This is a genomic window from Gilliamella sp. Bif1-4 (assembly GCF_001690535.1).
In the GTDB taxonomy this organism is placed as follows: Bacteria; Pseudomonadota; Gammaproteobacteria; order Enterobacterales; family Orbaceae; genus Gilliamella; species Gilliamella bombi.
This window is the reverse complement of sequence record NZ_LZHC01000065.1, coordinates 31,571-53,128: the sequence shown is the minus strand read 5'-3', so window position 1 is coordinate 53,128 and position 21,558 is coordinate 31,571. Positions and strand designations below refer to the sequence as shown.

The following is a 21,558-nucleotide window of genomic DNA, read 5'->3' as shown; positions in this document are numbered from 1 at the left end:
GTTGTTGGTTGTTGGTTGTTGGTTGTTGGTTGTTGGTTGTTGGTTGTTGGTTGTTGGTTGTTGGTTGTTGGTTGTTGGTTGTTGGTTGTTGGTTGTTGGTTGTTGGCAATCATTTTATCACTACCCATTCCATATTTCAATATATTTGCTAACAATTCAATTTGTTAGTTTTTTTTTGCTCGTTTTTCGAGTTTTTTACACTGCTTAATTTCTTTAAATTATCTAATTGAAGAATAATATAATATAAACAACTAATTGTCTATAGTCTGTTTGTAGGATTTACTAGCATTGTTTACAGTAATTTGAGAAACTACGGTAATGAATATACACAAAAAAACAAAACTAACGCCTTATCACAGACAAGATAGTTAGCCCAGTATCCTTATACCATTGAATGTGTTTATTCCGATAATGGACGTGAATATCAAGGCACAAGTGAACACCTATTTGTTAAAACGTGTAATAACCATCGTATTAATCAAAAATTCACCAAAACCGCATGCCAAGAAACAAATGGGAAAGCCGAAAAGGGTAATACGAACTTTGAATTGAGATGTGGCATAATCAGCAAATATTTAGCGATTCAAAAGAGAGAAAACAAAAACTTAAACGCTTTATTAATTTTTATAATACGGTTAAACCGCATAAAGCGATTTCAGGGAAAACGGCTTATGAGTTTTTAGAGGATTATTGTAGTCATGAAGTGTAAAAACTCGGCGTTTTCCTACACATAAGCTATAAACGCCCTTCTTCCTAAATTTTGTGTATTTTAAAATTAAAGGTAACGGATGCTCGGTAAATTCTTTATTTAATACGGTTTCAATTACCAGTTTATTTATAATAACCCGTTAATTTACATAAACATTTCTGCATTTTTATGCTTTTAGCCAGCCTGCTGCCATTTTTCTTAGTTTTTGTTCATCCATTTTATATTTACCTTGTTTTTACTCATTAGAGTAGTTCGAAAATAAGTAAATACACAAATTTATTTACAGGTTCTCTTGTAGAATCTAACATGTTTTTTAGTATCTAAATGGATTATTATAAATTTCTGTTAATGATGTTTTGAAAGGTGGTAATGGTCGGCGAGAGAGGATTCGAACCTCCGACCCACTGGTCCCAAACCAGTTGCGCTACCAAGCTGCGCTACTCGCCGTTGGAAGCGCATAATACTGCGCTTCCTAAAAAGTGTCAATACTTATGATGAAAATTTATATCTGCTATGTCCTTATTTCGATAAAGGTGCTGGTGTTTTACCAATTTGTTGATAAAATTCAATGACAAAATCTTCGTAACGTTTGTTCGCAACGGCTTCACGAATTTCAGCCATTAAACGTTGATAATAACGTAAATTGTGAATGGTATTTAAGCGTGCACCTAAAATCTCACCGCACTTATCTAAGTGATGAAGATATGATTTAGTATAATTTTTGCAAGTATAACAGTCACAATGAGGATCAAGTGGAGTAGTATCGTCTTTATATTTAGCATTACGAATTTTAATCACTCCATTTGTGACAAATAAGTGACCATTACGTGCATTACGGGTTGGCATCACACAGTCAAACATATCAATGCCTCGACGTACACCTTCAACTAAATCTTCAGGTTTACCCACTCCCATTAGGTAACGAGGTTTATCAGCTGGTAATTGTGGGCAAGTACCCTCCAAAATGCGATGCATATCAGCTTTGGGTTCTCCAACAGCTAATCCACCAACAGCGTAGCCATCAAAGCCAATTTCGGTCAATCCTTTAATTGAGATATCACGTAATTCTTGATGTATTCCGCCTTGCACAATACCAAAGAGTGCATTTTTGTTGCCTAATTCATCAAAACGCTTTCGGCTACGTTTGGCCCAACGTAAAGACATTTCCATTGATTTTTTGACATAATCCCAATCAGCAGGAAAGGGGGCGCATTCATCAAAAATCATCACAATATCAGAACCAAGATCATATTGAATTTCCATTGAAACTTCAGGTGATAAGAAAATCGAATCACCATTAATTGGATTACGGAAATAAACACCTTCCTCTTTGATTTTGCGGATATCACCTAAACTAAAGACTTGAAACCCTCCCGAATCGGTCAAAATTGGACCATGCCACTGCATAAAATCATGTAAATCACCATGTTTTCGCATGATTTCTTGTCCAGGCCTTAACCATAAATGGAATGTATTACCTAGTAATATTTGAGCTCCAGTTGCAATAACCTCTTCTGGGGTCATGCCTTTTACCGTGCCATAAGTACCAACAGGCATAAAAGCAGGTGTTTCAACAGTATATTCAACACCACGACGATCGAATTTCATACGTCCTCGACGAGCAAGCCCATCGGTATTATCTAGTTCAAATTTCATTTTTTTGTTAACCTCTTGCGACCAAATAAACAGTTTGGCGCGAATTATTGTTATAATACGTCACCGTATCATTAATTTTCAGTGTTAGTTTATCGTGCTAGGCGTCAATAAACAATATTTGAAAGGATTTAAGACATTTGAAGCATATTAATTTATTTTTAATGTTATGTTTTTCAATTAGTTTATTAGTTGGTTGTCAAAACTTCAATAATGAAGTTGCGCTAATTATTACATCAGACAAAATTAAACATTTATCTGAACAAGACATCAAGGCTATTGGAGCAAAAGCGTGTGCTGACTCAGATAAACGATCTGTTATTGCTAATGAAAATAGTTGGCTTACCCAAAAACTTGAAGGGCTGACTCAAACGTTGCCTAAAAAGATTAATAATATTGAAGTAAATTACAAAGTTTATTTAAATACTGATCCTAATGCATGGGCAACTGCTAATGGTTGTATTCGCATAAACAGTGGGTTAATAAAATTATTAAACGATAATGAATTACAGGCAGTTTTAGCTCATGAACAAGCTCACATTGCTCTTAAGCATGCTATAAAATCATTTAAGCTAGCCCCTTATGTTGGGATAACCAATAAAGAGGTAGTCGTTATTGTTAAAGAAGATATTGCTCAACAATATGAGTTTGAAGCCGATAATTATGCCTTGGAATTATTAATGAGCAATAATATTAACCCAATGGGGCTTGTAACTATGTTAAAAAAAATGCCGATTCATTCAAAAACAAAAACATCGCATCCATCAAATACAAAACGTATTGATCGTATTTTAGATAGATTAGGCAATAAATAAGTATTTATATAGATAAGCTTAATATAGCCAATAAAGTTTGAACTTAGCTCAATTCCATTGGCTATTTATTTGATATTTTTTTAATATTTATTACTCTGTGCTGTAATAAACATTGCATCACCATAACTAAAAAATCGATAGTTTTCTTTAACAGCATGTTGGTAAGCTTTCATAGTGTTTTCGTAACCAGCAAAGGCAGAAACAAGCATAATCAAAGTTGATTCAGGTAAATGAAAATTAGTTATGAGCGAATCAATGACCTTAAATTGATAACCCGGATAAATAAAAATTTGGGTATCGGCAAAAAAAGGGGCTATTTTCCCTGTTTTTTGTGCTGCACTTTCTAAAGCTCGAACAGAAGTGGTTCCCACGGCGATAACTTTTTTGTTTCGTGCTTTACATGCTAATACCGCCTCCACAACAGTTTCCGGCACTTCAGCATATTCAGAGTGCATAATATGGGTTTCAATGTTTTCAACCCTAACTGGTTGGAATGTTCCTGCTCCAACGTGTAGAGTGACAAATGCCATTTCGACGCCTTTATGTTTTAGTTTTTCTAATAAAGATTTATCGAAATGAAGACCAGCCGTGGGCGCAGCAACGGCTCCTGGCACTTTACTATACACTGTTTGATAAACTTCGCGATCTTGTTCATTATCTGGACGATCAATATATGGCGGTAATGGAATATGACCTATCTTATTTAAAATACTAAGTACATCGTCCGGAAATTGCAATTCAAATAAAGCATCGTGGCGTGTTAGCATGGTAACCTTAATAGGGTCATTTTCACCTAATATTAGTTCAGCACCTGCTTTGGGTGATTTTGATGCTCTAATATGCGCAAGGGCTCGGTTATTATCTAATATTCTTTCAATTAATATTTCAATTTTTCCACCTGAAGCTTTTTTTCCATATAAGCGAGCAGGAATAACTTTAGTATTGTTAAAAATAAGTAAATCACCCGGATTGATTTTATCGATAATATCAGTAAATACATTATCTTCAACTTTACCTGTATGGCTATCAAGAGATAAAAGTCGGCATGCACTTCTATTTTTTGAAGGATGTTTGGCAATTAGCTCTTTAGGAAGATAAAAATCAAAATCGGATAGTTGCATAATCGTGTTCCTCAAAAATTAGGCATTAGTCTAAAGCCCTGATAATGTCTAATCAAGCAATTATTTGTTGATTATTATTAAAGTTACGTTAAAATTTAAATTGTCTAAAGAAATTAGACATTTGACATTTATATTAATATAAGGAAAAGAGTATGAATAAACATCAAAAAACATTGTTAGTTGCACTGCCTTTAGTTGCTGCAATGTCTCTCGCTGGTTGTAAAAATATGAGCGCAGATGACTTAACAAGTCTTGGCATGAAAAGTTTGCAAGCTGCTACTCTAAGTGATAATGATGTTAAAGCATTAAGTCAACAATCATGTGCTGAAATGGATGCTCAATCAAGAATTGCTCCAGCAAAAAGCGCTTATACTAAACGATTAAATAAAATTGCAAAAACACTTGGTAATAATCTAAACGGTACACCAATCAACTATAAAGTATACATTACAAAAGATGTTAATGCATGGGCAATGGCTAATGGCTGTGTTCGTGTATATAGTGGTCTAATGGATATGATGACTGATAACGAAATTCAAGGCGTTTTAGGTCACGAATTAGGTCACGTTGCTTTAGGTCATAGTAAAAAAGCAATGCAAGTTGCTTATGCAACTGAAATAGCACATGATGCTGCAGCAGCATCTGGTAATGCAAAAATTGCCGCTCTATCTAAATCTAGTTTAGGCGCTTTAGCATCAGCAGTGATTAATTCTCAATTTTCACAAAAACAAGAACAAGATGCGGATAATTACTCTTTCGATTTCTTAGTTAAGAAAAAAATTAACCCAGCAGGTCTTGCAACTGCATTTGATAAATTAGGTGGTGGTGACGCTTCAATCTTAAGTAGCCATCCATCTTCAACAGAGCGTGCTAACAATATTCGTAAAAAAATCGCTGAGCTTAAAAAATAAGCACAGTAATTTTTAGTTAAAAGCGCTATTAATAGCGCTTTTTTTATTTGTTACCAAATCAAATGAAGAAATTAGACAAATTAAGTGTAACTATCCCATAAAATAGTCAAATGGTAGTAATGCTTTAAATAAAATTTGAAGACAATGCTAAGATCTAAAAATTTCAAGACAATTATTGATAATACATTGATTGTTAACCATTTCAAATGAAACCAAAATCCCTTCCAAATTAATACCTAGAGTAATCAAAATTTTATCGAAAACACAATAATAACGCATGTGATCTTCATAGATATGATCTTTAAATCTATAATTATGATTAAACTGATTGGTTAACTCAAACGGCTGACCAATTTTAAAGCCAAAACCAAGAAAATTTAAAATTTGATTTGCTTTATCACATAAGAAAGTGTTATCCATAACTTCATCAATTGATAATGCCTCAACATGATCCGAAAGAATTTGATAACCACAGACTTTTCCTGTTCCTAAAATATCAGCATAACCGAAGTTTTCGATAATACGATACTCATCTAAATTGAGAAAAATCGATATCAAGTGTGGTGAATCTTGTTCTCTGATACATACCGGCTAACTTACTATTAAATTTTTAGTTTCGAATGTTACTGAAAAAAGTTATTAACCCTTTACAAAGTTGCAAGTGACTTTCTTTTTAAAATAAGTCGAAGATCATCACCCACCATAGCAACCGATTCAAATCGAAATTGTGGCGCTAATGAAAGCTTTTGCAGATTTGGTAATATACACATATCTAACGCATTATGACCAAGTAATTTTGGTGCATAATAAATAATTAATTCATCCACTAAATCTTGTTCTATTAGAGCTCCAGCTAAATGAGCGCCAGCTTCAACCCAAATCGAATTTATTTGTTTTTCGGCTAATAATGCAAACAATTTAGATAAATCTATTTGTTTACAACTAGATGATTCTATAATTAATTTGGTATTTTGTTTTGCAATAAGGTTATCTTTTTTTCGTACTACCCATGTTTCACCTAGCTGATTGAAAATATTTTCAGTACCCGTTAGCTGATCTTGGCTGTCAATAATTACACGAATAGGTTGCCGGATTTTTTCTGGTAGGTAGATTTTTTTTATTTCATCAGGTAATTCATTATATCTAACTGTTAAACTTGCATTATCAGCCTGCACAGTCGCACGAGTACTTAAAATACAGCTTGCTTGAGCTCGGAACTGTTGCACATCTTTTCTTGCCTTATTTGATGTTATCCATTTGCTTTCACCTGATGCCATGGCAATTTTACCATCTAATGAGGCGGCTAGTTTAAGTTGAACATAAGGCATACCCGTTCTCATGAGTTTTAAAAAGCCTTTATTAATAGCTTCTGCTTGCTCAGTTAAAACGCCAATGGTGACATCTATTCCTGCTTCTTTTAAGCGTTTAATACCATTACCTGCAACATTAGGGTTAGGATCTTGCATCGCAATAACTACACGAATGATGCCAGCTTTAATAAGCGCATCAGCACAAGGTGGGGTTCGACCAAAATGACTACAAGGCTCTAATGTCACATAAGCAGTTGCGCCGATTGCTTCATCACCAGCCTTTTTTAGTGCATGAACTTCGGCATGAGGCTCACCAGCTTTTTGGTGATAACCTTTGCCAATTATTTGATCATCTTTAACAATGACACAGCCCACATTAGGATTTGGTGTTGTTGTAAAACGACCAAGTTTAGCCAAATCAATGGCTTGTTGCATGTAGAAGTGATCTTTATTGCAAATTGCAGTCATATTGTTAATTACTTTTGTTGTAACTTAGCAATTTCATTACTAAATTGTTCAATATCATCAAAACTAAAATAAACCGAAGCAAAACGAATATAAGCAATTTTATCTAGGTTTTTAAGTTCTTCAATCACATAGTCACCAATTAATTTTGCTGGGACTTCACGTTCACCTGTTGCTCTTAGTTTAGATTTTATACGTGTAATCGCATCTTCAATGGCATCAAAACTAACTGGACGTTTTTCAAGAGCCCTTTTCATACCATTACGTAATTTATCTTCATTGAATGGTTCACGAACTTTATTGCTTTTAATGACATTAGGCATAATTAATTCAGCAACTTCAAATGTAGTAAATCTTTCATTACATTCAACACATTGCCGCCTACGACGGACTTGAAATCCTTCACCAACAAGACGTGAGTCGATCACCTTTGTATCATCTGTATTACAAAAAGGACAGTGCATAAAAGTATCCTTACGGCAACAAAATAATCATTACAATATCTGAAAATTTTGATTTAAACAAGGGTTTAATTGTTGTAACGTTAATCACTATACTAGAAAAGGATGTATGGCTTATTCACCTTAAATGTTAGTTTCACCATCGATAGTATTAAAATATATGATGATGAAGATTCACCAAACATTCAAAAATTAGCCACCTATTTGGTGGCATAAAACACTTACCAATTTAATTTAATGAGAAAATCTCTTAATTTAGCAAAATCATCAGGCATACAATGAGAAAGCAATGTCATATCAGCTCGCTCTGCTAACTCTTTAGGCAATGGAACTGATTTACCTAAAATATCTTCAACGACCTCTTTAAATTTAGCTGGATGTGCCGTACCTAAAAATAGTCCATATTCACCCTCTTGTAACTGATCACGCAGTGCTCGATAAGCAATTGCACCATGAGGTTCAGATAAGTAACCTTTTTGATCAAGTTCACAAACAGTTTGCTTTGCAACTTCATCAGAAACAGTAGCATGACCGAGTGATTTAAGGGCCCATCCCTCACGCTTATAAATCTCTTCAATACGAGGCCAGTTATTTGGCTGGCTTACATCCATTGCATTCGATAATGTCGCAATGGTTGTGTGAGGTTCCCACTTACCGGTTTCTAAATAACGAGGTACTGTATCATTGGCATTCGTTGCAGCAATAAAGCGTTTAATAGGTAATCCCATTGTTTTCGCAAGTAAACCTGCTGTTAAGTCACCAAAATTTCCACTCGGCACAGAAATAACTAACTGTTCACGTTGGGTTGATGTGAGTTGTGCAAAAGCTTCAAAATAGTAACAGATTTGTGCTAATAATCGGCTAATATTAATTGAGTTAGCGGAGTTTAAACCTATTGTTTTTTTCAAATCATCATCATCAAATGCCTTTTTAACTAAGGCTTGACACGCATCAAAGTCACTTTGAATAGCAATTGTATGTATATTATCACCCAAAGTACAAAATAACTTTTCTTGTAATGGACTAATTTTACCTTCTGGATATAAAATCACGACGCGAATATTTGGTAAATGATAAAACGCATGAGCAACAGCCGCACCAGTATCGCCAGAAGTAGCAGTCAAAATAGTAATTTTTTTGTCAGCGGCAACTTGCACTAACGCTTGCGCCATAAAGCGTCCACCAAAATCTTTAAATGCCAATGTTGGTCCATGATATAGCTCTAATGAACCAATATCTGCTTCCACTGAAGTTACTGGAGCAGGAAATTGAAATGCATTTTTAACAAGTCTATGCATATCATCACGGCTAATCTCATCATCAATAAAAGCAGATAAGATCTTGGCACTTCGAGTAATAAAATCAAGTTTTAATAACGACTCAATTTCAGCTAATGAAAATTTAGGTAATTCTTGAGGAAAGAATAAACCTTGTCCTCTTCCTAATCCTTGTTGAACTGCTTGCGCAAAGCTAACTTGCTGGGAATGATCTTTTAAGTTATATAATTTCATAATATTTTCCGGGTATCTTTATGCTGTAATATTTCACTCTTTTTAATATCAACTTGTTCAATAATAATTGGCATTTTTGTTATATTTAACTCTACTTTTTATAGTAATCATTAAATAACTCTTGTTCCTTGAGTATCAATTTTACAAATATGAGTAAAACCTTCATCATTTTGTAAATAATATTTTTTAAGTAATAATTCAATTTGCTGAGCTGTTTCAAGTTTATCGGCAATCACAAACATTGTTGGTCCTGAACCTGAAATACCCGATGACAAAGCACCAAGCTGCTTAACCCTTTTTTGAGTTTCATCAAAATTAGGTAATAACTGTTTACGATAAGGTTCAGCAATATTATCAAAAAGCATTGTGGCAGCCAGCTTAGGTTGTTTGGTATAACAAGCATGCAAAAATCCCCCCACATAGCGACCATGTGCTACACAATCAGATCTTTGATACTGAGCAGGTAAAATTGCACGTGCCTCAGCCGTTGATACCTTGATACCTGGATATGCCATCACCCAATACCAATCATCAAAGTGCGGAATCAACTCACTAATTATACCCATCTCATTGAGAATAAGTTGCATCCCTCCTAAATAGCAGGGCGCAACATTATCATAATGCACACTGCCCGAAATACGGCCTTCAAGTTCTCCCATCATGGATAACATCTCAAATTCATTAAACGGTTTACCAAAAAACTCATTTAATGCAACCAATGCACCAACTACTGAGCACGCACTTGAACCTAAACCTGAGCCAATTGGCATATTTTTTTCAAGAGTCATACTAACAGGTAAAGTTTTACCCATTGCTTGACAAAATCGCTGCCAACATTGAAATACAATGTTACATTTTGGATCACGTGGTAGCTTCCTGACAAATTGACCTTTGCTAGTAAGGGAAAATTCTTTAGCAGATTTAACTGTAATACAGTCACCAAGCATAGTACCATCAATCGGGCTAATTGCAGCGCCTAATATATCAAAACCAACACTAATATTGGCCATTGATGCAGGCGCATAAACAGTTAAAGATTTATGAGTCATTTAACCTCCGATTTTACCTGATGTTGTACGTAAAATATCAGCAAAAACGCCTGCTGCAGTAACATCATTACCAGCACCATAACCACGTAATACAAGAGGAATAGGTTGATAATAACGAGTATAAAAAGCTAAGGCATTTTCGCCATTTTTGACTTTATAAAGAGGATCTTCGCTATCGACAGCTTCAATTCTAACACTGCATTGATGCTTTTCTATACTACCCACATAACGTAGAACTTTACCTTCTTTTGCTGCTTGTTCAGATTTTGCTTTAAACTGTGCATCTAACTGCGGTAATTTAGCCATGAAATCATCAATGCTACCTTGTGCATATTCAAGAGGTAATACGGACTCGACATTGATTTGATCCAATTCTAATTGTAAACCTGATTCTCTAGCTAAAATAAGTAACTTTCTAGCTACATCGGTTCCAGATAGATCGTCTCGAGGATCGGGTTCAGTAAAACCTTTATCTTTAGCCAATTTAGTTGCTTCAGACAGTGACATGCCTTCATCAAGTTTACCAAATATAAAAGAAAGTGATCCCGATAGAATTCCCGAAAACTTGATTAACTCATCACCTGCATTAAGTAGATTTTGAAGATTTTCAATTACCGGTAACCCAGCCCCTACATTGGTATCATATTGGAATTTACGCTTACTTTTTGCAGCTTCTTGGCGTAAGCGTAAATAGTAGGCCATTGAGCTAGTATTTGCTTTTTTATTTGGTGTAACGACGTGAAAGCCATTAGCTAAAAAATCAGCGTATTTGTCAGATACTTCGCTACTAGAAGTACAATCAACAAGAATCGGATTAAGTAATCGATTAGATTTGGCAAACTCAATAATACTATCTAATGAATATTTAGTATCACTCTGTTTGATTTGATCACGCCAATTACTAAGATCAATACCGTCTCTATTGGTTATGCTGTGTTTAGAATTAAACAAACCACATACTCGCAAATCAATCTGTTTGTTTTTAAGCCATTTCTGTTGACGTCCGATTTGGTCGACAAGCGCACCACCAACCCCACCAACACCAATAACAAAGACATCAAGCATTTTATCAGTACCAAATAACATCTGATGCGCAACACGAACGCCCATTACAGCAACATCATTATCAACTACAACTGAAATTGAGCGTTCAGATGAACCTTGTGCTATAGCAACAATATTAATATTAGCTCTGGCTAATGCTGTAAAGAAATTAGCTGATAAACCACGTAAGGTACGCATGCCATCACCTACTACAGAGATAATAGCAAGCCTTTCAATCACCTCGATCGGTTCAAGTAATCCATCTTTTAATTCTAAGAAAAATTCATCACTTAAAGCTTCTTCCGCACGATAAAGTTCTGTTTGTGGCACACAAAAACTAATGCTGTATTCAGATGATGATTGAGTAATAAGTACAACTGAAATGCCAGCATAAGACATCGCAGAAAAAACACGTGCCGACATACCAACCATACCTTTTAATCCAGGACCTGAAACATTGATCATTGCCATGTTATTTAAATTGGTAATACCTTTCACAGGTGTGGTTGAGTCAACAATATTAGCACCAATTAATGTGCCTGGCGCATCAGGGTTATTTGTATTTTTGATTAAACAAGGAATCTGAAATTGGGCAATAGGTAAAATAGTTCTTGGATGAAGCACTTTTGCTCCAAAATATGAAAGTTCCATCGCCTCTTGATAAGACATTGTTTTTAGTAATTTGGCATCTGGTACAATACGGGGATCACAAGTATAAACTCCATCAACATCGGTCCATATTTCACAGCTATTTGCTCTTAAACAAGCTGCTAATACGGCTGCAGAATAATCAGAACCATTTCGTCCAAGCACAACTAATTCACCTTTTTCATTACCGGCAGTAAAACCAGGCATTAGAATAAAATTGTCTTGTGGAATGTGCATTTCAGCAATTCGATGAGTTGACTGTGGTATATCAACAGTCGATTCTAAATAATCACCTTCTGCAATAAGCATAGCAACAGGATCTATTACCGTGATCGTATGTCCTCTTGCTTTGAGAAGTTCTTGCATAATAGCAATTGATAGCTTTTCTCCACGACAAATAATTGATGCATTAATACTATCAGGACATTGACCGAGTAAACGGATACCCTCAAGTAATTGCTTAACATGATTTAATTCATTAAGAGCAAAATGCTTCATCTCTTCATAAGCAAAATTAGGTTGAGCTTTTGCAAGACCTGCTAATAGATCTGCAAATATCTTTTCAGCATCATAAATGTTACTTTTGATATCTTGCCCAGCAACCGTTTTTTCAACCATGGCTACTAAATGGTTGGTAATTTTAGCAGGTGCCGATAAAACAGTAGCGATTTGCTCTTGTTTAGCATTATTTTCAATAATTTCTGCAACTCGCAAAAAGCGTTCTGCGTTAGCAACAGATGTTCCTCCAAATTTTAAAACTTTCATATCACACCTTACTTATTATCTTAGTTTATGCCCATTACTATCTATAATTATAGTTTTTAGAACTTATTTATAGGTATCGAAAATCTTGTAGTCTTATTCATGCTAATTCCATTTTTAATTTTTTTGCACAGGTTAACTACTTTATTTCCATGCAAAATAAAAACCCGCCTTTAGGGGGCGGGTTTTTTAATATTTATTGAAAAAATCAACCCGCCCTAGATCGCATAATAGTACCTAAGGTGCTAATAATTCCTGTCATATTAACTAAAATTATCATGATCTTTCCTAAGAAATATTTAATTAAACTAAAAACAAAACAGCCCGACATTTTTATGTCAGGCTGTAATTTTAAAAAACCTTTTTGCTATTTTCGTATTCATTAACAACTTTATTCAATGCTTGATATAGGCACTTTTCATCTTGTTTTTTTAATGCTTCATCTAAAATATTAAGATACGATAACATTAGCTTTTGATTATCTTCGGCAAATTGTGGTGATACTTCTTGATCTTCATATAACATAACATATGTACGAGCAAATCCAAAAATCAAAAAATAAACCGATGCATTTTTTGGATCATCTTGAATTAGTGCTCTCATTGCCTTTCTTAGCTTTACATAACTATCAGTGCCAGGCAAACTTGTCGCAAATGTTTTCGTTACTTCAGAAAATGTCATTGCCATAAACCTCAATCAAAATCATAAGGAGAAAGAATAACAACCCATTAGCATAAGTGCAAGTCTATTTTGTTTGCTAAACAAATTTTTTTAATTTTCACTAAAAATCAATAGAAAAAACTTAATAATAAAAGTTATATTATTTGATTTCTTTACAAACAGACAATCCTGCCGATGCTTGTGCAACAGGCATTATTTCAATTGAATTAACATTAAAATGATTCGGTGTATTAATTAACCAAGAGACAGTATTGGCTATATCTTCAGGAGTAATAAATTCAACACCTTGATAAACCTCTGCCGCCTTTTGGTTATCGCCATGAAAGCGAACATTTGAAAACTCTGTACCGCCGCATAATCCTGGTTCGATATTAGTAACTCTAACCTTTTTTCCTAATAAATCGGTACGCAAATTAGCACTAAATTGTTTAACAAAAGCTTTAGATGCACCATAAACATTTCCGCCTTTATAAGCATAAGTACCAGCCACAGATCCAAGATTAATAATATAACCAAAATTGCGCTCAACCATTTCGGGTAAAATTTGTCGAGTTAGATTTACTAGCCCAATAATATTAGTTTCAATCATTGTTTCCCAATCATTATAATCTGCTTCATAAGCAGGTTCTAGACCTAATGCTAAACCTGCATTATTTATTAAAATATCTATGGGTTTAAATTCATTTGGTAGTTGCAATAAAATAGTGTTTACTGCATCTTTTTTAGTTATATCTAATGGTAATGAAAAGAAATTAGCACCTAATTCATCTGCAAGGTTTTGTAGTTTATCTGCACGTCTAGCTAAGCCTACAACTTTATAACCATCTGCTATAAGTTTACGGCAAATAGCTTGCCCAAATCCAGAGGATGCACCAGTAACCAAAGCTATATTCATATTAAATCCCCTTATAAACTAAGTTAAAATTGGAGTATATTTCGATAAACGACTATATGCACAAACAAAAAGTAGTAAATAAAAATATACTGAAACACATAATTACCTGAAAGTTTTTTACAAAAATAACTATCTAATATCTATAAAAAACCCGCTAATTAAGCGGGTTGATATTTAATAATTTATTTAGCAGGTTCTTCCGCTGGTTCTTCATCTTTTAGTGGAACAATCAAGGTATCAATATGTGTATTATTGATAAGTTGGCGAGCAGAAGACATTAACTTACTCCAAAAGTCCTGATGGTGACCACACACGACAAGATCAGCGCCGTATTCATGAATTGCTTCGATTAATACTTGGTCAAATTCGCCATTCCCAGAAAGAGTATGAGCAATAGGGTATCCCGCATCATTGGCCAGTTTATTTAATGCAATATGTGCATCTTCAGTAATTCGGTCTTTCATATCATTCATATTAATATCAACTAAACCAGTATAAAGATCAGAATAATTAATACCAACATGAATCAAGGATATTTGAGCATTATATGGCCTAGCCATAGAAACTGCTTTTTCGACAAGAACTTCACTTTCAGGTGATAAATCCACTGCAACTAATATGTGTTTATAAGCCATAATACATTACTCCTTCCAATTTAACGGTCAGGTAAAACTACAAAATTGATACTCTCTTTTTACTACTAAATCAATTTTTGAGCAAGCCAAAAAAGTGCCCCAGATAACAAAATTGAAATTGGAAGTGTTAAAATCCAAGTTAACGCAATATTTTTAATGGTTTTACTTTGAACGCCACCACCATCAACAATCATTGTACCTGCCACAGATGAAGAAAGAACTTGAGTTGTTGATACTGGCATACCAGTATAACTTGCAATCCCAATTGATAAAGCCGTAGTGATTTGTGCAGACACACCCTGTGCGTAAGTCATTCCTTTTTTACCAATTTTTTCACCAATAGTAATAGCTACACGACGCCACCCTATCATTGTTCCAATTGCTAGCGCTGAAGCTACCGAAATAATGATCCAAATCGGCGCATATTCAACAGTTTTAAGTAAATCGTTATTCAAAGATTTCAGATATTGTTTTTCCTCTGCTGTCACGTTAGCTTGTTTAGCAACATGCGAAACAGTATCCGATAAACATAATAATATGCGTCTAGCTTGTGAACGTTGTTCAACAGTGAGTGATTCATAATTATTCATTTTATTAAATAAATTATGAGCAATACCCAGTGTGATAAATGAATGTGAATAATCACAATGATACTTATTCAAATCGCCTTCTGGAATACTTGTGTCTAATGCAGGTTGTTTACCTATTATCGTAGTTAGATCATCATTGTGAGTAACAAAATACTCCTGAATATTATCAATAGCATTACGAGTGTTAGTAATATCATAGGTAGACGCATTCATATTAACAATAAAGCCAGCAGGAGCGATACCCATTAATACTAACATTAATAAACCAATACCTTTTTGTCCATCATTAGCACCATGAGAAAAACTCACACCTGCAGCAGAAATAATAAGCATTATTCGGATCCAAAAAGGTGGCTTTTTCTTACCATAAAGTTTTTCTCGCTGCTCTGGAGTCATAAAGATACGTTCTCTTTTTTTACTGCTCTTTTTACTTTGTCCTTTACGTGTCCAATACTTACGCAGACAAAAGATCATTAATCCAGCAATAACAAGACCAACTATTGGTGAAACAATCAAGGATAAAAAGATTTGAATCATCTTAGGAATATTAAGTGCGTCAATAATTGATGTATCCATAACCAATGCATTTGCAAGTGCTACGCCAATAATAGAACCAATTAAAGTATGTGAACTTGATGCAGGAATACCAACAAACCAAGTACCTAAATTCCAAATGATTGCTGCAAATAAAATAGAAAATACCATAGCAAGCCCATGAGCAGAGCTTACATTAAGTAATAAATCAGTTGGTAACAAATGCACAATGGCATAAGCCACACTAAGCCCACCAAGTAGTACGCCAAAGAAATTAAATACTCCGGCCATAAAAACGGCAAGTTGTTCTTTCAATGCCCTTGTATAAATAACAGTGGCAACAGCATTAGCAGTATCATGAAATCCATTAATAGCCTCATAAAAGAGTACAAAAAGTAAAGCTAAGACTAATAATATAATGGTTGAAAATTCTAAATCAGCAAATAGATGAAACATAATATATCTTTCTGTTGTTAATTAGCGCCACTATTATCCTTGAGAATAAGCTAATGAGCAAAACAATTTTTATATTTTTCTTTTAGCATAACGAGCAGCTAAAAAAGCACAAATCATTAATTGGATTTGATGAAAGATCATTAAAGGTAGGATCAAAATACCCATCATCGACATGGGGAAGATAACACTTGCCATTGGAATGCCACTTGCTAGGCTCTTTTTTGAACCACAAAATACAATTGTGATTTCATCTTGTTTGCTAAAACCAAAAAATCTTGCACTATAAGTGGTAATAAATAAAACTATAACCAACAGAATAATTGAGAAAAATATAATATTCAACAACGATAAAAAACCAACTTGCGACCATATACCATTAACAACTGCATCACTAAACGCGACATAAACCACTAATAAAATCGACAAACGATCTGTTTTAGAAATAATATTTTTATATTTATCTATCCATTTACCAATAAAACGTCTAGATAAATGCCCGACAACAAAAGGCAACATCAGTTTCAGCATAATAGAGGTAATGGCATCAATTATGTTCATTGATGCCGAGGTTTGAGTATGTATTAACAATCCAACTAAAAGCGGGGTAATAAACACCCCCAATAACGTTGATGCTGAGGCACTGCAAATAGCTGCTGCCACATTACCTTTAGCTATTGAAGTAAATGCTATTGCTGACTGCACTGTTGCTGGTAAAACACAAAGATAAACAAAACCTAAATAAATATCGTGCGATAAAAAAGTGGGCACTAGTAACTGCATCATCATGCCTAAAACTGGGAATATTACAAATGTAGTTGTAAATATTAACAAATGTAATCGCCAATTTTTAATACCAGAGACAATTGCTTGAAAAGAAAGTTTTGCACCATGCATAAAAAATAGCAAGCCAATAGCAAAAGTTGTAAGGTATTCAAAAACTGTTTTAGCCTGCCCTTCACAAGGAAAAAAGCTAGCTGTAATCACAACACAAATTAGAATCAATAAGAATGAATCAATCTTAACACGTTGAAATATATTCATGATTTTTAGTATCTTTGATTAACAAAAATAAAAAAATCGCCACAAAAGTGGCGATATACAAGAAAGATAAAATTTATTCTAAGAAACTGCGAAGCACATCAGATCGACTTGGATGCCGTAATTTTCTCAGCGCCTTAGCCTCAATTTGACGAATACGTTCACGAGTTACATCAAATTGCTTACCAACTTCTTCTAGCGTATGATCTGTATTCATATCAATACCAAATCGCATACGTAACACTTTCGCCTCTCTAGGCGTTAATCCTGATAAAATATCGCGCGTTGCGCTACGTAAACTCTCAGAAGTCGCCGCATCTAGCGGTTGCTCAAGCGCAGTATCTTCAATAAAATCACCTAAATGCGAATCTTCATCATCACCAACTGGTGTTTCCATCGAAATTGGCTCTTTAGCAATTTTAAGCACTTTACGAATTTTATCTTCAGGCATTTGCATGCGTTCCGATAACTCTTCAGGTGTTGGTTCACGACCGATTTCCTGTAACATTTGGCGAGAAATACGATTTAACTTATTAATTGTTTCAATCATATGTACCGGAATACGGATTGTCCTTGCTTGGTCAGCTATAGAACGAGTAATAGCTTGTCTGATCCACCAAGTTGCATAAGTTGAGAATTTATAACCACGACGATATTCAAATTTATCAACTGCTTTCATCAAGCCAATATTACCTTCTTGGATAAGATCTAAGAATTGTAATCCTCGGTTGGTGTATTTCTTCGCAATAGAAATAACTAGTCGTAAGTTAGCTTCTACCATTTCTTTCTTAGCTCGACGCGCTTTAGCTTCGCCAATAGACATACGTCGATTAATATCTTTGATTTGCTCAATAGAAAGGCTTGTTTCAGTTTCGATTTGTTGTAACAAATCAACTTGAACAGCAATTTGAGTTTCAAAATCTTTTAAATTAGCCGCAAACGCACCTTTCGATGATAAAGCTTTCTTAAACCAATCCATGCTATTTTCATTGCCAGTAAAATAAGACATAAATAGTTTTTTCGGCATTTTGCATTTTTCAACGCAAATCCTCATAATAACACGTTCATGAGTTCTAACACGCTCCATCATGCTTCTCATGTTATTAACAAGAATATCAAACTGCTTAGCAACTAAACGGAATTGTTTAAATATTTCTGATAGATTTTCGATCTCTTTTTGTGCTTTTTTATGAGCACGACCATATTTTTTAATAGCATCAGACGTTTTATCATGTTGATCTTTTAATTCGGCAAATTTAGCTTTTGCAACTTCGGGATCGATAGAAACATCATCATCAGTTGATGCCTCGTTTTCATCATCCTCACTATCATCATCGCTATCATCAATTTCAATTTCGGTTTCACTAACTTCTAAATCTTCAGGTAACTCTTCAACGACTTCTTCAGCATTTGGATCAACAAAACCTGTAATCAAATCAGATAGACGAACTTGTCCACTTTCGATTAAATTATATTGCTCTAATAGATAAGTTATAGCTTCTGGATATTCGGATACTGAAGTTTGAACCTGATTAATGCCATCTTCGATACGCTTAGCAATATCGATTTCGCCTTCACGCGTTAACAGTTCAACTGCCCCCATTTCACGCATATACATACGAACAGGATCGGTTGTTCTACCAATTTCTGACTCAACATTAGATAATACTAATGCTGTTGCTGCTTCAACGGCCTCTTCATCAGGGACATTATCTGAAAGCAATAACTCATCAGAATCAGGGGCTTCTTCAAGAACTTGAATCCCCATATCATTAATCATTTGGATAATATCTTCAATCTGATCTGAATCAATAATCTCTTCAGGCAAGTGGTCGTTGACATCAGCATAGGTCAGGTATCCTAGCTCCTTACCTCGAATGATTAGGAGTTTTAACTGTGATTGAGAATTTTGCTCCATAAAGGTATCCATTTTAGTTATTTGGTCATTTATATTATATATGTAGAACAATATCAGGAATCTACATGTACTCTATATATTTAGTCTTTTTTTGATAAAACAAGTATTAAAGTCGCCAATTCTTTTTTCTCTGCGATGCTTAAGCCGGAGACTCTCTCTTTTGCGATTAGTTCATCTTGCCTTTGGGCAAGTATATTATCATATAACTCTTTTAAAGTATGTGAAAAAATTGAGCCTATTTCACCATCTTGATAATGACACTCCCATGTGGATAAACGATTCAACTGCTTATAAAACGGTCTATCCATACACTCTATTAATATTTGTGCAGTAGTTATATTGGGATAACGTTGACATAGTTCAAGTAATTCAACAAAAATCTCGATCCCAGCCATTTTAACCTGACGAATCACATTTATATCAGAAACTTGCTCAGCAAGATTAGGATATTGAAGTAATAAACCAATTAAAACTCGCATCGTTGTTAATTTCATTTGTGATGTAGGAGCTTTTTCATTTTCCTTTTCATCACGTTGGGAACGATTTTCTTGAATTAATTTTTCTAATTGAGATACATCAAGTAAACCTAAATAATTACCGAGCTTCTGCAATAAATTTAATCTAAAGGCTTTTGCCTTAATTTGATCAAGTAGCGGTAAAGCTAGCGAGCTCAATTTCGCTTTTCCTTCAGCCGTTTTTAAATCAACTTGTTTCAACAGTTCATCAAATAAAAATTTCGATAAATTTGAAGATTCATTTAAATATTTTTCAAAATTATCCTTACCGACTTTACGCACGAAACTATCTGGATCTTCATCTTGAGGTAAAAAAGCAAAAGTAATTTTCTTACCATCGATTAAGCAAGGTAATAAAACATTAAGTGCTCGCCAAGCAGCGCTTCGCCCAGCATTATCGCCGTCATAACAAAATATTACCGAATCGGTTGCTCTAAATAATAATTTAATATGCTCCTCTGATGTAGCCGTACCTAAAGCAGCAACAGCATAATCAATGCCATATTGAGCAAGCGAAACCACATCCATATAGCCTTCAACCACCATCAGTTGCTGAGGATTACGATTGACTTCTAGCGTTTCATAAAGTCCGTAAAGTTGAAAGCCTTTATGAAAAATGGGGGTTTCTGGCGAATTAATATATTTTGCAGAATCATTAATGATAGTTCGTCCACCAAACGCTATAATATTTCCTTGTCTATTGCGAATAGGAAACATGATTCTTCCACGAAAACGGTCATATTGATTACCCCTATCGTGGCTGACTTGCATGCCGGCTTGTTCATAAAGTGCTTCTTCAGCTTTTGTTTTAACCACACTTTGTGAAGTTAACCGCCAGTCATTAGGCGCAAAACCAATTCTATACCGTGCTATAATTTCTGCGTTGAGTCCCCGTTGCTCAAGATATTTTTGAGCATCAGTAGATGTAGATAATGCTAATTGTTGCTGATAAAAATCGGTGATTTTGCCCATCAAAGTATATAGATCTCGACGTACATTTCTAGATTCAATGTGCTTTGATTGATCAATTTGATTTTTATCGTTATCAATATAAGGGACACGAATTCCTTGCAAGCTAGCTAATTCTTCAATAGCTTCAGGAAAAGATAGCCGCTCATATTGCATTAGAAAATTAACAACAGATCCAGATGCTCCACATCCAAAACAATAAAAGATCTGTTTTTTCTCATTAAGAGAAAACGAAGCTGTTTTTTCATCATGAAAAGGACAACAACCAAAATAATTATTCCCCTTTTTTTTCATTTTAACCCGCTTACCAATCACATCAAGGATGTTGGTTCGAGCAGTTAGATCCAAGATAAAATCGCGAGGAATAAGACCTTTCATGATAAAACTTTAACCAATTATAGTATTATAAAAAGACAACAAGCCGTATCAAAATACGGCTTGTTAGAATTCTTTATATCAAAAAGATAATAAATTGATTTTTAATATCAATCCTAGTTTTCAGTATAAATAATCTTAAAATATTAATATAAGCGAGTACGACGAGCGTTTTCTCTTTCTAACTTTTTAGCATGGCGTTTAACAGCCGCTGCTTTAGCTCTTTTACGAATAGTAGTTGGTTTTTCATAAAATTCACGATTACGAACTTCAGCTAAAACTCCTGCTTTCTCACAAGAACGTTTGAAACGACGTAACGCTACATCGAAAGGTTCATTTTCACGTACTTTAATTACTGGCATGTGCCTCTCACCTCAAATTTGTTTAATATCACAAAGGACTAAAATTAGTGCGCAATTTTACCCTCAATCAATATATGTTGTAAAGTAAAAAATAGAATTATTATAAGATAACAAATTAATTTGCTAATCAG

Annotated in this window: 19 protein-coding genes and 1 tRNA gene; 3 read left to right on the top strand and 17 right to left on the bottom strand. The window is 34.4% G+C overall.

The features are described 5' to 3' along the window. Nucleotides 1-553: 553 nt before the first annotated feature. The gene (locus A9G25_RS12455) at nucleotides 554-709 is read left to right on the top strand and encodes an integrase core domain-containing protein (RefSeq protein ID WP_081297253.1); all 156 of its coding nucleotides are present in this window, start codon (nucleotides 554-556) and stop codon (nucleotides 707-709) included. 370 nt (nucleotides 710-1,079) lie between these two features. Here the strand turns inward: A9G25_RS12455 and A9G25_RS11315 are convergent. Then, a tRNA-Pro gene (locus A9G25_RS11315) sits at nucleotides 1,080-1,156 on the bottom strand. Nucleotides 1,157-1,228: 72 nt separating this feature from the next. After that, entirely contained in the window at nucleotides 1,229-2,365 is a 1,137-nt protein-coding gene (gene tgt / locus A9G25_RS11310; protein ID WP_065627005.1) for a tRNA guanosine(34) transglycosylase Tgt, read from the bottom strand. Nucleotides 2,366-2,502: 137 nt separating this feature from the next. Here tgt and A9G25_RS11305 point away from each other — a divergent pair, with 137 nt between their 5' ends. Next, complete coding sequence (locus A9G25_RS11305) at nucleotides 2,503-3,177, top strand: M48 family metalloprotease (RefSeq protein WP_065627004.1); 675 nt, start codon at nucleotides 2,503-2,505, stop codon at nucleotides 3,175-3,177. 80 nt (nucleotides 3,178-3,257) lie between these two features. Here A9G25_RS11305 and queA read toward each other — a convergent pair whose 3' ends face one another. Beyond that, nucleotides 3,258-4,298, bottom strand: coding sequence for a tRNA preQ1(34) S-adenosylmethionine ribosyltransferase-isomerase QueA (queA, locus tag A9G25_RS11300; RefSeq protein ID WP_065627003.1), 1,041 nt, complete (start codon nucleotides 4,296-4,298; stop codon nucleotides 3,258-3,260). 152 nt (nucleotides 4,299-4,450) lie between these two features. Between queA and A9G25_RS11295 the strand changes: the two genes are divergently transcribed. Continuing rightward, the gene (locus A9G25_RS11295; RefSeq protein WP_065627002.1) at nucleotides 4,451-5,209 is read left to right on the top strand and encodes a M48 family metallopeptidase; all 759 of its coding nucleotides are present in this window, start codon (nucleotides 4,451-4,453) and stop codon (nucleotides 5,207-5,209) included. Nucleotides 5,210-5,356: 147 nt separating this feature from the next. On the opposite strand, the gene A9G25_RS11290 is transcribed toward A9G25_RS11295, so the two are convergent. The 14 genes from A9G25_RS11290 to rpsU form a co-directional block, all read right to left on the bottom strand. Further along, entirely contained in the window at nucleotides 5,357-5,767 is a 411-nt protein-coding gene (locus tag A9G25_RS11290; RefSeq protein WP_065627001.1) for a hypothetical protein, read from the bottom strand. Nucleotides 5,768-5,856: 89 nt separating this feature from the next. Then, nucleotides 5,857-6,987 (bottom strand): bifunctional diaminohydroxyphosphoribosylaminopyrimidine deaminase/5-amino-6-(5-phosphoribosylamino)uracil reductase RibD, encoded by a 1,131-nt coding sequence (gene ribD, locus A9G25_RS11285; RefSeq protein WP_065627000.1) that lies wholly within the window; start codon nucleotides 6,985-6,987, stop codon nucleotides 5,857-5,859. A gap of 8 nt (nucleotides 6,988-6,995) precedes the next feature. Continuing rightward, nucleotides 6,996-7,448, bottom strand: coding sequence for a transcriptional regulator NrdR (gene nrdR / locus A9G25_RS11280; protein WP_065626999.1), 453 nt, complete (start codon nucleotides 7,446-7,448; stop codon nucleotides 6,996-6,998). A gap of 218 nt (nucleotides 7,449-7,666) precedes the next feature. After that, complete coding sequence (gene thrC / locus A9G25_RS11275) at nucleotides 7,667-8,956, bottom strand: threonine synthase (protein WP_065626998.1); 1,290 nt, start codon at nucleotides 8,954-8,956, stop codon at nucleotides 7,667-7,669. A gap of 110 nt (nucleotides 8,957-9,066) precedes the next feature. Continuing rightward, nucleotides 9,067-10,005: a homoserine kinase gene (gene thrB, locus A9G25_RS11270; protein WP_065626997.1), complete on the bottom strand. Its 939-nt coding sequence runs from the start codon at nucleotides 10,003-10,005 to the stop codon at nucleotides 9,067-9,069. Next, the gene (gene thrA, locus A9G25_RS11265) at nucleotides 10,006-12,462 is read right to left on the bottom strand and encodes a bifunctional aspartate kinase/homoserine dehydrogenase I (protein WP_065626996.1); all 2,457 of its coding nucleotides are present in this window, start codon (nucleotides 12,460-12,462) and stop codon (nucleotides 10,006-10,008) included. 348 nt (nucleotides 12,463-12,810) lie between these two features. Next, nucleotides 12,811-13,140 carry a hypothetical protein gene (locus A9G25_RS11260; protein ID WP_065626995.1) on the bottom strand — a complete coding sequence of 110 codons (330 nt, stop codon included), beginning with the start codon at nucleotides 13,138-13,140 and terminating at the stop codon, nucleotides 12,811-12,813. Between the two features lie 139 nt (nucleotides 13,141-13,279). After that, a complete protein-coding gene (locus tag A9G25_RS11255) occupies nucleotides 13,280-14,035 on the bottom strand; it encodes an SDR family oxidoreductase (RefSeq protein WP_065626994.1) in 756 nt (251 codons plus the stop codon). Nucleotides 14,036-14,217: 182 nt separating this feature from the next. After that, nucleotides 14,218-14,670 carry a universal stress protein UspA gene (gene uspA, locus A9G25_RS11250; protein WP_065589863.1) on the bottom strand — a complete coding sequence of 151 codons (453 nt, stop codon included), beginning with the start codon at nucleotides 14,668-14,670 and terminating at the stop codon, nucleotides 14,218-14,220. A 65-nt stretch (nucleotides 14,671-14,735) separates the two neighbouring features. Continuing rightward, nucleotides 14,736-16,250: an inorganic phosphate transporter PitA gene (gene pitA, locus A9G25_RS11245; protein WP_065626993.1), complete on the bottom strand. Its 1,515-nt coding sequence runs from the start codon at nucleotides 16,248-16,250 to the stop codon at nucleotides 14,736-14,738. Nucleotides 16,251-16,319: 69 nt separating this feature from the next. Beyond that, complete coding sequence (locus A9G25_RS11240; protein WP_065607701.1) at nucleotides 16,320-17,291, bottom strand: bile acid:sodium symporter family protein; 972 nt, start codon at nucleotides 17,289-17,291, stop codon at nucleotides 16,320-16,322. 73 nt (nucleotides 17,292-17,364) lie between these two features. Next, nucleotides 17,365-19,206 carry an RNA polymerase sigma factor RpoD gene (rpoD, locus tag A9G25_RS11235; protein WP_065626992.1) on the bottom strand — a complete coding sequence of 614 codons (1,842 nt, stop codon included), beginning with the start codon at nucleotides 19,204-19,206 and terminating at the stop codon, nucleotides 17,365-17,367. A gap of 80 nt (nucleotides 19,207-19,286) precedes the next feature. Continuing rightward, nucleotides 19,287-21,068 (bottom strand): DNA primase, encoded by a 1,782-nt coding sequence (gene dnaG / locus A9G25_RS11230; RefSeq protein WP_065626991.1) that lies wholly within the window; start codon nucleotides 21,066-21,068, stop codon nucleotides 19,287-19,289. 143 nt (nucleotides 21,069-21,211) lie between these two features. Then, nucleotides 21,212-21,427 carry a 30S ribosomal protein S21 gene (gene rpsU / locus A9G25_RS11225; RefSeq protein ID WP_034882800.1) on the bottom strand — a complete coding sequence of 72 codons (216 nt, stop codon included), beginning with the start codon at nucleotides 21,425-21,427 and terminating at the stop codon, nucleotides 21,212-21,214. Nucleotides 21,428-21,558 lie beyond the last annotated feature (131 nt).

What these genes read in the sequence shown, in the direction of transcription:
- A9G25_RS12455 (WP_081297253.1), top strand. Translation starts at nt 554, where the DNA reads ATGTGGCATAATCAGCAAATATTTAGCGATTCAAAAGAGAGAAAACAA.
- tgt (WP_065627005.1), bottom strand. Translation starts at nt 2,365, where the DNA reads ATGAAATTTGAACTAGATAATACCGATGGGCTTGCTCGTCGAGGACGT.
- queA (WP_065627003.1), bottom strand. Translation starts at nt 4,298, where the DNA reads ATGCAACTATCCGATTTTGATTTTTATCTTCCTAAAGAGCTAATTGCC.
- A9G25_RS11295 (WP_065627002.1), top strand. Translation starts at nt 4,451, where the DNA reads ATGAATAAACATCAAAAAACATTGTTAGTTGCACTGCCTTTAGTTGCT.
- ribD (WP_065627000.1), bottom strand. Translation starts at nt 6,987, where the DNA reads ATGACTGCAATTTGCAATAAAGATCACTTCTACATGCAACAAGCCATT.
- nrdR (WP_065626999.1), bottom strand. Translation starts at nt 7,448, where the DNA reads ATGCACTGTCCTTTTTGTAATACAGATGATACAAAGGTGATCGACTCA.
- thrC (WP_065626998.1), bottom strand. Translation starts at nt 8,956, where the DNA reads ATGAAATTATATAACTTAAAAGATCATTCCCAGCAAGTTAGCTTTGCG.
- thrB (WP_065626997.1), bottom strand. Translation starts at nt 10,005, where the DNA reads ATGACTCATAAATCTTTAACTGTTTATGCGCCTGCATCAATGGCCAAT.
- thrA (WP_065626996.1), bottom strand. Translation starts at nt 12,462, where the DNA reads ATGAAAGTTTTAAAATTTGGAGGAACATCTGTTGCTAACGCAGAACGC.
- A9G25_RS11260 (WP_065626995.1), bottom strand. Translation starts at nt 13,140, where the DNA reads ATGACATTTTCTGAAGTAACGAAAACATTTGCGACAAGTTTGCCTGGC.
- A9G25_RS11255 (WP_065626994.1), bottom strand. Translation starts at nt 14,035, where the DNA reads ATGAATATAGCTTTGGTTACTGGTGCATCCTCTGGATTTGGGCAAGCT.
- uspA (WP_065589863.1), bottom strand. Translation starts at nt 14,670, where the DNA reads ATGGCTTATAAACACATATTAGTTGCAGTGGATTTATCACCTGAAAGT.
- pitA (WP_065626993.1), bottom strand. Translation starts at nt 16,250, where the DNA reads ATGTTTCATCTATTTGCTGATTTAGAATTTTCAACCATTATATTATTA.
- A9G25_RS11240 (WP_065607701.1), bottom strand. Translation starts at nt 17,291, where the DNA reads ATGAATATATTTCAACGTGTTAAGATTGATTCATTCTTATTGATTCTA.
- rpoD (WP_065626992.1), bottom strand. Translation starts at nt 19,206, where the DNA reads ATGGAGCAAAATTCTCAATCACAGTTAAAACTCCTAATCATTCGAGGT.
- dnaG (WP_065626991.1), bottom strand. Translation starts at nt 21,068, where the DNA reads ATGAAAGGTCTTATTCCTCGCGATTTTATCTTGGATCTAACTGCTCGA.
- rpsU (WP_034882800.1), bottom strand. Translation starts at nt 21,427, where the DNA reads ATGCCAGTAATTAAAGTACGTGAAAATGAACCTTTCGATGTAGCGTTA.